Origin of the sequence: Carboxydocella sp. JDF658, assembly GCF_002049395.1 — a bacterium.
GTDB lineage: Bacteria > Bacillota.
This window is the reverse complement of the sequence record NZ_BDLR01000070.1, coordinates 1-9,844: the sequence shown is the minus strand read 5'-3', so window position 1 is coordinate 9,844 and position 9,844 is coordinate 1. Positions and strand designations below refer to the sequence as shown.

The following is a 9,844-nucleotide window of genomic DNA, read 5'->3' as shown; positions in this document are numbered from 1 at the left end:
CAGTTATGCTAAATTTGTTCTTCTCGTGTTTCTCTGGCATTCCTGATCAGCTCCCCGAAACCCTGCCGGACTTTGCTGCTTCTCCAATGGATAATAGTTCAATACTTTTAATGTAGCAAAACAGTTAAATACAATCAATTATAGTCTAGTTTTCTGAAGCTGCTGCATACCTCCTTTGCCCAGATAGCTAGCCCGAACCCGGGCCGCCTGACCACAGGTCATAGCCCCTTCCGGACAAGGCCCCCTTAAACAACCAGGCCCAGCCTGGGCAAATAAGACCGGGGCTACCTCTTTGACCAGAGCCAGCATGCGCTCTGCCAAAGCACGGATCTCCCACTGGGCCCGATTGCAACAACGCAAACTAAAGAAATGCAATAATTCCCGCGCATTCATGGTCACCACAAACTTGGTCTCTGCCGCATTGGGCAGGACAAAGCGGGCATCCTCATTGCTGGCTTCCTTGTTACCTCCCAGCCTTTCCTGCCAGTATCTGTACCACTGGTTGATCTGGGCCATCTGCCGCTCAAATTCCGCTACTGCCTCCGGCCCCAGTTCCTGAATGCGAGGAGGAATAATGTAGCAAAAATCCGCCTCTCCCACATAACGCTGGGATTTAACAGAAAAGCTGGCAATACGATGTCGGGTAATCTGAGCCAGTAGCGCCCGGGATACTCCTTCTACTCCAAAGGTGAACACTGCATGCTCAATCGGAGATAAATGTTCAAGCTCCATAAGTTTTTGCAGAAAAGGCTGCTGATCCCTTTCTGCAATCCCCTGGGCCAGTTCAGTCATATCCGCAGCCGAATAACATAACTTAGCCGCCAGAGCAATAATTTCTTCCGGTACAGGGGTGTAACGCAACAGATAAACTTTCATTTCCGCTTGCGGCATTTTATAAATCCTCCTCAGCCAGGCGTACGATCTCACGGAAAAGCTCCTCTATCCGTTCTTCTTCACCTTTTAGATGTAAATAGCCAAACAAACACTCCAGGGCTGTAGCATGACGATAAGCCACCACATCCACATGGCGGGGTGGCTGAGAACTGGTATTCCGACCACGCCGGACAATAGCTTTTTCCTCCTCGGTCAAGAGAGGGTCCAGCCCGCGCAAAAAGCGGGACTGGGCTTCCGCTTTCACAAAATCTACCGCTGCTTTATGCAGCCAATTCACCTTAGCCAGGCCCTTTTCTTTTACCAGATACCGTCGTACCAGTAATTCGTAAACAGCATCCCCAAGATAGGCTAAAACCAGTGATGATGGCAGCTCCATACTCATTTCCTCTTCCAGCGCGGACCGTTGGGAGTATCTTCAACAATAATCCCCAGATCCCCTAGTTTGTTGCGAATAGCATCCGCGGTAGTCCAGTCTTTGCGGGCCCGGGCCTCCTGACGCAATAACAACAGGAAGTCCACCAGCTCCTTCAAGAGACCGGCATCCGCCTCAGCTTTTTCCCCTGCCTTCAATTCCAGTCCCAGTACCTGGGCCAGTTCAGCCAGCACCCCGGTAAGGCCGGCGATTTTCTCCTTTTCTTCCCCGGCCGCAACCCCGGCATTGATCTGCCGGGCCAGTTCAAAGAGCACACTCAAAGCCAGAGCGGTATTAAAATCATCATCCATTGCCTGGATAAATTCTTCCCTGGCCGCAGCAGCTTCCTCAGACATTATCCCATTCACACCATTACTGTATTCCTGCCCATTAGCCAGGGCATTGCTCAAGCGCTCCAGGCCCTTTTTCGCTTCTTCCAGTTTTTCCGGACTGTAATCCAACGGGTTGCGGTAGTGGCTGGAAAGCATGAAGAAACGGACGACCTGGCCGGAAAAATGCTGTAATATCTCCCGGACAGTAAAGAAATTGCCCAGAGATTTGGACATTTTTTCTTCCTTTACAGTAATAAAACCATTATGCATCCAGTAACGAGCAAAAGGCTGTCCCAGATAAGCCTCGGACTGAGCAATCTCATTTTCATGATGGGGGAAGATCAGGTCAAAACCACCGCCATGAATATCGAACTCTGCTCCCAGATATTTCAAGGACATCACCGAGCATTCAATATGCCAGCCCGGCCTTCCCTCACCCCAGGGACTGGGCCAGGAAGGTTCTCCCAGTTTGGCTTTTTTCCAGAGAGCAAAATCCATGGGGTGGCGCTTGCGCTCATCCACCTCTACCCTGGCCCCTGCCTGCATATCCTCTAGGCTGCGGCCGGAAAGTTTACCATAGGAGGCAAACTTTTCAACAGCATAATATACATCCCCATCTACCTCATAGGCAAAGCCTTTTTCAATCAACCCGGCAATCATTTCAATGATTTCCGGAATGTGCTCCGTTACTTTGGGATGATGGGTAGCAGGCTTGACTCCTAGTGCCTGGGCATCTTTAAAAAATTCATTGATATAACGAGCAGAAAGCTGCAGGGCATCCTCCCCTGTTTCCTGGGCCCTTTTAATGATTTTGTCATCGATATCAGTAAAGTTCTGTACAAATATTACTTCATAGCCCCGATATTCCAGATAGCGACGCACCGCATCAAAGACTATCAAAGGCCGGGCATTACCCAGATGGATAAAATTATAAGTGGTAGGTCCGCAAACATACATACGTACCTTCCCCGGTGACCGGGGTTGAAAATCCTCTTTCTGTCTGGTCATGGTATTATAGATTTTGATGGTCACGACCTTGTTCTCTCCCTTCCAGCTGCGCAATCCTGTTTTCCAGCATCTCAATCTTGCGCTGCAAGCATTGCAACATTTCCGCTACCGGGTCAGGAATCTGGTCATGGAGCAAGTCATCCACCCGTTGTCCTTCCCGGATTACTACCCGTCCTGGGACCCCGACTACTGTACAGTTAGGCGGTACAGGTTTCACTACTACTGCTCCTGCCCCGATTTTGGAATTATCACCGACAGTAAAGGAACCCAGCACTTTGGCCCCAGCGCTGATTACCACATTATTGCCAATGGTGGGGTGACGCTTGCCTTTTTCCTTACCGGTGCCACCCAAGGTTACCCCTTGATATATGGTAACATTATCGCCTATTTCCGCTGTCTCACCAATCACTACCCCCATACCATGGTCGATAAACAATCCCTGGCCGATTTTGGCCCCTGGATGGATCTCAATCCCGGTAAGAAAACGGGAAAGCTGGGAGATAAAGCGGGCCAGTACCACCCAGTTTTTCTTATACAGCCAGTGGGCAACCCGGTGAAACTGAATGGCATGGAATCCGGGATAACAGAGGATAACCTCCCACACAGATTTTGCTGCCGGATCCCGTTCGAATACTGCTTCAATGTCGCGCTTCAACTGTTGAAAGAACACAGCCTATCCCCCCTCACAAACATTATAAAAACCTTCGTCTCCTATCCAGAGACGAAGGTTTCCCTCCGCGGTTCCACTCTGGTTGGCAAGGAAAAACCCTCGCCCACCTCTTTCGGTCAGCTAACGGTGACCAGCCGGAAAGCTCCAAGGCGCACTTCAACAGGAGGAATTCAGGATGCTTCCAGCCTTGACATCCCTCTCTGGCGAATCCCTTTCCTGCCTACTCTTCCTCTTCATCGCTCATTTTTTAGTTGATACAAATAATTATAAAAGTCTGCCTAGCCAACGTCAACCCTTAAACTATCCAGTCGCTTTTTCACTCCACTATAGCCCAGAATAGCCAGCAGGAAATATAGTTCCGGGCCATGGGCCTGACCAGTAAGCGCGATCCGAATCGGCATGTAAACCTGTTTGCCGCCTAGTTTCAGCTCTTTGGTCAAGGTTTTCAGTACCCCTTTGGCCTCTTCCGGAGTAGGAGCCGGGTTTTCTTCCAGCTTATGCAGCAATGCTGCCAGTACCGCCGGAACCTGTTCCTGTTTCAGGACCTCCCTGGCTGCCTCATCTTCAAACTTTACTTCATCCTGGTAAAATACCTGTACTGCCTCTACCACTTCGGCCAGACAATTGATGCGCTCCTGTACGGCCTGTATGAGCCAGAGATATTTTTCCCCTTCCGGTGGATTTAACCCGGCTTCGACCAGGAAAGGTCGTGCCAGCTCAGCAATCCGTTCCGGGGCGCTGTGGCGGATATAATAGCCATTGAGATAATTTAACTTGTCCATATCAAAGACCGCCGGGCTTTTGGCCACTCGATCCAGCGAAAACTCCTGAATAAGCTCTTCCAGGGAGAAAATTTCATTCTCACCCTGGGGAGCCCAGCCCAATAAAACCAGGAAATTGACCAGAGCTTCCGGTAAATAGCCCATTTTCTTATATTGCTCAACTGCCGTCGAACCATGGCGTTTGGACATTTTGGTCCGGTCCTTGCCCAGAATCAGGGAAACATGGGCAAACTGAGGGGACTTAAGCCCCAGGGCCTGATAAAGCAGAATCTGACGGGGTGTATTGGAAAGATGTTCTTCCCCCCGAATGACATGGGTAATCTCCATGGTAGAGTCATCAATTACCACCGCAAAATTATAGGTGGGAATGCCATCGGATTTAACGATAACAAAATCGCCAATTCCATCGGTTTCAAATACCACCTGGCCCCGAACCAGATCATCGATGACCACCTTTTCCCCTTCCGGAACCCGGAAGCGGATCACAGGCTTGACACCCTCAGCCTCTTTGGCCGCCCGCTCTACCGGAGTCAGGTGACGGCATTTACCCAGATAACGGGGCAACTCCCCTTTAGCCAGCAGCTGTTCCCGTTCGGCTTCCAGCTCCTCTTCCGAGCAATAGCAATAGTAGGCCTGCCCCTGGGCCAGAAGCTTTTCCGCTGCTTCCCGATACAAATCCAATCTCTCTGTTTGCCGGTACGGACCATGGGGACCACCTACCTCAATCCCCTCATCCCAGTTTAATCCTAACCAGCGTAAGGAGGCAAGGATATTTTGTTCTGATTCCCGGCTAGACCGCTCCAGGTCTGTATCTTCAATCCGAACAATAAACTGGCCCCCGGTTTTTCTGGCCATCAGCCAGTTAAACAAAGCAGAACGGGCGCCGCCAATATGTAAAGGCCCCGTAGGACTGGGGGCAAATCTTACCCGCATCGGTGTGGTCATGTGCAGTTACCTCCTCATTTCTGCCTGATTCGCTTTATTATACCATTCTTTTTGCGACTGTGACAACGGCATAAGCCGCAATCCCTTCCCCCGTTCCAGTAAAGCCCAGCCCTTCAGTAGTGGTGGCCTTGATATTCACCTGCTCTGCCTCTATTCCCAGGATAGTAGCAACCTTTTCCCGCATAGCCGGGATATAAGGGGCCATTTTAGGCTTCTGAGCAACAATGGTTCCATCCACATTGTTGACCTGGTAGCCTCTTTCCTCAACAATTTCCCTCACTCTGGCCAGCAGGCGACCACTATCAGCCCCCCTCCACTTAACATCACTATCAGGAAAGTGTTTGCCGATATCCCCTGCCGCTACTGCCCCCAGCAGAGCATCCATAATAGCGTGTAACAGGACGTCCGCATCAGAGTGGCCCAGCAACCCTTTCTCATAGGGTATCTTTATTCCGCCAATAATCAGTTCCCTATCTACCACCAGCCGGTGAACATCATAACCCATACCTATCCTGAACAAACTACATACCTCCCCTTGCCTGCAATAAAGCCTCGGCCAGAATTAAGTCTTCCGGAGTGGTAATTTTCAGATTGGCATAGTCCCCTTGCAGCATTCGCACCGGATAGCCTGCTCGTTCCACTAAAGCAGCATCATCGGTCCCCAGAAAACCTTCTTGCCAGGCCTGTTGATAAGCAGCCAGTAACCAGTCCCGGCGAAAAACCTGGGGAGTCTGTACTGCCCACAGCCTTTTCCGTTCTGGAGTTCCGATAATTAGGCCCTGTTCATCCACTGTTTTGATCGTATCTTTTACCGGCACGCCTACAACTACCGCTCCTGTCTCCTGTGCCATCTGCAGGGCTGAGCGGACAATCTCCGGGGTGATCAACGGCCTGGCTCCATCATGGACAGCTACCAGGGCAAGCTCTGGAGGAACTTGTTGCAGGCCATTCCAGACAGAATGCTGCCTTTCCTCCCCGCCACTGACAATCAGCCAGCGTTCGCGCTCCTTCCGAATGAGAGGAGATAATACCCTCGCAATTTCCTCTTCCTCTCCCGGTCGGGCAACTACAATCATTTGCTCTAGTTCCAGCACCTGAGCCAGAGCTGTACAAGTATGCAATAAAAGGGGCAACCCGCCCAAGCTAAGAAACTGCTTGTTCAGCTGGTTGCCCATTCTTTTGCCCTGGCCCGCGGCTGGAATAATCGCCGCAGCTTTAACCAATGGCATTCACCTCGTTGAGCTTGGTTCGATTAGCATCATCTTCTTTTATCTCCAGTTTGGGACGGGCAAAAATCATTCTCCCCGCTGCTGTCTGCAAGACACTGGTTACTACTACAATAACGTTTTGCCCAATGTGGCGTTTCCCACCATCGACAACAATCATAGTCCCATCTTCCAGATAACCTACGCCCTGCCCGGTTTCTTTGCCATCCTTAACAATTTGCACATTCATTTCCTCTCCAGGCAAGACCATAGGCTTAACCGCATTGGCCAGTTCATTGATATTTAAAACCAGAACTCCCTGCAATTCAGCCACTTTGTTGAGATTAAAGTCATTGGTAATGATTTTGCCATTAAGCTGCTGGGCCAGACGGACCAGCTTGGAATCCACTTCCGCAATATCATCAAAATCCTTTTCAACGACTTCTACTTTAACCTTCAGATCCTTCCGGATCTTGTTCAATATATCCAGCCCTCGCCTGCCCCGATTGCGTTTTAACACATCAGAGGAATCAGCGATATGGCGCAATTCTTCCAGAACAAAGCCAGGAACTACCACTGGCCCTTCCAGAAAACCGGTTTCTATAATATCGGCAATGCGGCCGTCGATAATTACACTGGTGTCCAGGATTTTAGGAATAGCTCCTTCTGAAACCACCTGGCTCTGGCTTTCTTTTTTCTTTCTACCCAGACTGATAATCATGGTAAACAATTCGTCTTTCTTTTTTGCCCCAATATTCATACCCAGATAACCCAGAAGAGTGGCTCCTATTATCTTCACCACTGTTGCCAGAGGCTGAAACCAGGAAAAGGCCGAACCCAGCAATATACCAATAAGTAAGCCAATAATAAGTCCTAGAGCGCCGCCGAAAATTTCAGATAAAGGTATTTTTTGCAAGCGCTGCTCCAGCCAGGTTGTCGTCCTCACCACCCAGTTAGCCAGCCAGGGTGCCAGAAAGATGCCTACCAGAAGGCCCAACAACATGCCAATGATTACCGACATTAGAGGCCCGGATAAAAACTGTACCGGCTCCAGCCGGTCCAGGGGCAAATACTGCCCGCTTAAGCCGCCGATTCCGATAAAAATCAGCATCCAGACAGCCCGCAGTATCTTCATCATCATAATATCACCTCCTTCGCTGACTATTTTACCCCGGGCCCCGGTATTATTATACAGTTTTTACCTTTATCAGGCAAAAACTTCTTCCAAGCGTTCTGTTATTTTTTCCTTTTCTTCCTCCCAGACCAGGGCTAATTCGCTTAACAGAATTTGTCGAGCGGTATCCAGCATTTTGCGTTCCCCTGTAGATAGCCCCCGTTGCCGGTCCCGCCAGCCCAGGCTGCGCACTACTTCTGCTACTGCCCTGGCATCCCCGCTTTTGATTTTTTCCATGTTCTGCCGGTAGCGTAAATTCCAGTTCCCTATCGGTTCTCTTTCCTCTTCCTGTAATAAATCCATGATTTCAGCAGCTGTTTGCCGGGAGACTACTTCTCTGAGTCCTAAGGCCCGGCCCTTTTCTACCGGAACCATTACCCGCATATTGCCTACCGGTACATGCATTACATAATAGCTGATTTTTTTGCCACCAATTTCTTTTTCTTCAATGGACTCAATGATGCCTGCTCCATGCATGGGGTATACCACCTTATCTCCTACTTTAAACACCTTTCCTTCCCCCTTCAAACAGGCCTATTGCTAACTATTATAACACGGATTTTATAGGGCGTCAAAAAATGTGATTATATCATAGCCATTTTTCTCTTGTCAATAACCAGGCTCTTCCTTCTGTCAGATTGACAAGACAAGCCTCTCCCCGTTATAATAACCGTAGAAAGCCAGCCACCGGTGGCTGTTTTGAAAGGGGATTGCAGAATGAAGGACTTGCTATGTGATGAGTTCCAGGAAACTGTCGGCGAATTGCTAATCCGCCACCAGAGCATTCTGGATGTCATCACCAAATACCAGGAGAGTTGTGCCCGCACCAATCGGGCTGTTGTCAAAGCAGTCACCAACTGCGGCTGTCTCAAAGTAGAAGCAGAAAAGCACCCTCTCCCGCCTGATGCATCCCTGGAAGATTTGCGCAAGCTGCGGGATTCCCATTTGCGCGGCAAAATCTGTGATCAGTGCCGGGAAATTGTAGAAGATGAAATTGGTCGTTCCCTTTTCTATCTTGCTGCTCTCTGTAATATACTGGACATAAACCTGTATGATTGCTTTATCAAAGAACATAAAAAGCTCAATACCCTTAGTATTTTTAATATGCGCTAATAAACAAAGAGGAGGGGAATTTCCCCTCCTCCTTGCATTATGTTAAAAGGCGACCTGCTCCCTGTAACGTTTTAACCCTTCCTGAATGGTACGTGCCCGCACCTCGCCAATCCCTTCTACTTCATCCAGTTCTTCAATGCTTGCTTTCAAAATCGCCGGTAAATGCCCAAACGTTGCCACCAGATTTTCTATCACCGGCCAGGGTAAGCGGGGTACCTTATCAAGGATACGATAACCCCTGGCAGTAACCGGTTGCTCCAGAGCCGCCACCGTGCCAGGATAACCCAGGGCCCGGGTCAACAAAGCCAAATCCAGCAGGTCTTCTGACGCCCAGTTGCGAATTGTATGCAGCACTTCCTCCGGAGTTTTGTCCGGAGTATTTAGATAATCCCTGACTATTAACAATCCTTCATTTTCAATATCCGCCACCAGTTCCTCCAGCTGCATCTTAACCAGACGCCCTTCAGTACCCAGCTCACTTATGTACCGTTCAATTTCCGCCACTACCCGCAGTACCATTTCCGTCCTCTGCAGAGCTTTGACCACATCATGCAGAGTCACCATATCCTTGAATTCCAGCTCACTCAAGCTGTTTAAAGCTCTTTGCAAAACATCCTTATATTTCTCCAGCGTCTGCAGGGCCTGATTGGCTTTGGCCAGAATCACGCTAATATCCCGTAGAACATATTTAAGGTTACCTTTATAAATAGTTATTACACTACGACGCTGGGAAATGGAAATTACCATTTCTCCCGTCTGCCGGGCTACCCTTTCTGCCGTCCGGTGTCTAATCCCGGTTTCATTGGAGGGAATAGCTGAATCCGGCACCAGCTGGGTATTGGCCGCTAGAATTCGCCGGGCATCAGAGCTGAGGATAATAGCCCCATCCATTTTGGCCAGTTCGTAAAGACTGGCTGGACTGAATTCAGAGTTGATTTCAAAACCACCCTCTACGATTTCCATCACTTTAGGCGAATCGCCCACGACAATCAAAGCGCCCGTTTTAGCCCGCAGAATATTTTCCAGCCCTTCGCGCAACGGCGTGCCCGGAGCCACTATTTTCAGTGCCTGTACCAGTTCGCGGTCCACCCGCTCCTCTTTCATCTGCCCATTCCCCCTAAAGACCAGTCTAATGCTTCTGCTACCGTCCCTACTTCTATTATTTCCAACTCGGCCGGGCCTTCCAGTTTTTGCCCCGAAGGCACCACTGCCCGTTTAAATCCGATCCTGGCGGCTTCCTGCAAGCGTTTTTCCATCTGGTTTACCCGCCGCACCTCACCTGTCAAGCCCACTTCCCCGATAATTACCA

Annotated in this window: 11 protein-coding genes and 1 pseudogene; 1 reads left to right on the top strand and 11 read right to left on the bottom strand. The window is 49.7% G+C overall.

From position 1 onward, the window contains the following. Positions 1 to 138: 138 nt before the first annotated feature. The 9 genes from thyX to JDF658_RS10390 form a co-directional block, all read right to left on the bottom strand. The gene (thyX, locus tag JDF658_RS10430) at positions 139 to 891 is read right to left on the bottom strand and encodes an FAD-dependent thymidylate synthase (RefSeq protein ID WP_078666437.1); all 753 of its coding nucleotides are present in this window, start codon (positions 889 to 891) and stop codon (positions 139 to 141) included. A gap of 1 nt (position 892) precedes the next feature. Then, positions 893 to 1,270, bottom strand: a complete 378-nt coding sequence (locus JDF658_RS10425) for a Mini-ribonuclease 3 (protein WP_242946656.1) — start codon at positions 1,268 to 1,270, stop codon at positions 893 to 895. Positions 1,271 to 1,272: 2 nt separating this feature from the next. Then, a complete protein-coding gene (cysS, locus tag JDF658_RS10420; RefSeq protein ID WP_079907562.1) occupies positions 1,273 to 2,670 on the bottom strand; it encodes a cysteine--tRNA ligase in 1,398 nt (465 codons plus the stop codon). Beyond that, positions 2,651 to 3,316, bottom strand: coding sequence for a serine O-acetyltransferase (gene cysE / locus JDF658_RS10415; RefSeq protein WP_078666440.1), 666 nt, complete (start codon positions 3,314 to 3,316; stop codon positions 2,651 to 2,653). The genes cysS and cysE overlap by 20 nt, the downstream gene beginning before the upstream one ends. A 278-nt stretch (positions 3,317 to 3,594) precedes the next feature. Further along, positions 3,595 to 5,043 carry a glutamate--tRNA ligase gene (gene gltX, locus JDF658_RS10410; RefSeq protein WP_079907561.1) on the bottom strand — a complete coding sequence of 483 codons (1,449 nt, stop codon included), beginning with the start codon at positions 5,041 to 5,043 and terminating at the stop codon, positions 3,595 to 3,597. Between the two features lie 37 nt (positions 5,044 to 5,080). Beyond that, complete coding sequence (gene ispF, locus JDF658_RS10405; protein WP_078666456.1) at positions 5,081 to 5,548, bottom strand: 2-C-methyl-D-erythritol 2,4-cyclodiphosphate synthase; 468 nt, start codon at positions 5,546 to 5,548, stop codon at positions 5,081 to 5,083. Positions 5,549 to 5,564: 16 nt separating this feature from the next. Then, entirely contained in the window at positions 5,565 to 6,272 is a 708-nt protein-coding gene (gene ispD, locus JDF658_RS10400) for a 2-C-methyl-D-erythritol 4-phosphate cytidylyltransferase (protein WP_078666442.1), read from the bottom strand. Further along, positions 6,259 to 7,389, bottom strand: a complete 1,131-nt coding sequence (locus JDF658_RS10395) for a PIN/TRAM domain-containing protein (protein ID WP_078666443.1) — start codon at positions 7,387 to 7,389, stop codon at positions 6,259 to 6,261. The genes ispD and JDF658_RS10395 overlap by 14 nt, the downstream gene beginning before the upstream one ends. 66 nt (positions 7,390 to 7,455) lie before the next feature. Next, on the bottom strand, positions 7,456 to 7,932 hold the full coding sequence (locus tag JDF658_RS10390; protein WP_078666444.1) for a CarD family transcriptional regulator: 477 nt from the start codon (positions 7,930 to 7,932) through the stop codon (positions 7,456 to 7,458). Positions 7,933 to 8,139: 207 nt separating this feature from the next. On the opposite strand from JDF658_RS10390, the gene JDF658_RS10385 reads away from it, so the two are divergent. Then, the gene (locus tag JDF658_RS10385) at positions 8,140 to 8,535 is read left to right on the top strand and encodes a DUF1573 domain-containing protein (RefSeq protein ID WP_078666445.1); all 396 of its coding nucleotides are present in this window, start codon (positions 8,140 to 8,142) and stop codon (positions 8,533 to 8,535) included. 42 nt (positions 8,536 to 8,577) lie between these two features. Here the strand turns inward: JDF658_RS10385 and disA are convergent, their stop codons facing one another. Together disA and JDF658_RS14450 are read right to left on the bottom strand one after the other, a co-directional pair. Further along, positions 8,578 to 9,639: a DNA integrity scanning diadenylate cyclase DisA gene (gene disA / locus JDF658_RS10380; protein WP_078666446.1), complete on the bottom strand. Its 1,062-nt coding sequence runs from the start codon at positions 9,637 to 9,639 to the stop codon at positions 8,578 to 8,580. Further along, positions 9,636 to 9,844 (bottom strand): annotated as a pseudogene (locus JDF658_RS14450) (DNA repair protein RadA); the annotation flags it as partial. The pseudogene JDF658_RS14450 and the gene disA, both read right to left, overlap by 4 nt.

Coding starts and splice junctions, on each gene's coding strand:
- thyX (WP_078666437.1), bottom strand. CDS start 891: ATGCCGCAAGCGGAAATGAAAGTTTATCTGTTGCGTTACACCCCTGTA.
- JDF658_RS10425 (WP_242946656.1), bottom strand. CDS start 1,270: ATGGAGCTGCCATCATCACTGGTTTTAGCCTATCTTGGGGATGCTGTT.
- gltX (WP_079907561.1), bottom strand. CDS start 5,043: ATGACCACACCGATGCGGGTAAGATTTGCCCCCAGTCCTACGGGGCCT.
- ispF (WP_078666456.1), bottom strand. CDS start 5,548: ATGGGTTATGATGTTCACCGGCTGGTGGTAGATAGGGAACTGATTATT.
- ispD (WP_078666442.1), bottom strand. CDS start 6,272: ATGCCATTGGTTAAAGCTGCGGCGATTATTCCAGCCGCGGGCCAGGGC.
- JDF658_RS10395 (WP_078666443.1), bottom strand. CDS start 7,389: ATGATGATGAAGATACTGCGGGCTGTCTGGATGCTGATTTTTATCGGA.
- JDF658_RS10385 (WP_078666445.1), top strand. CDS start 8,140: ATGAAGGACTTGCTATGTGATGAGTTCCAGGAAACTGTCGGCGAATTG.
- disA (WP_078666446.1), bottom strand. CDS start 9,639: ATGAAAGAGGAGCGGGTGGACCGCGAACTGGTACAGGCACTGAAAATA.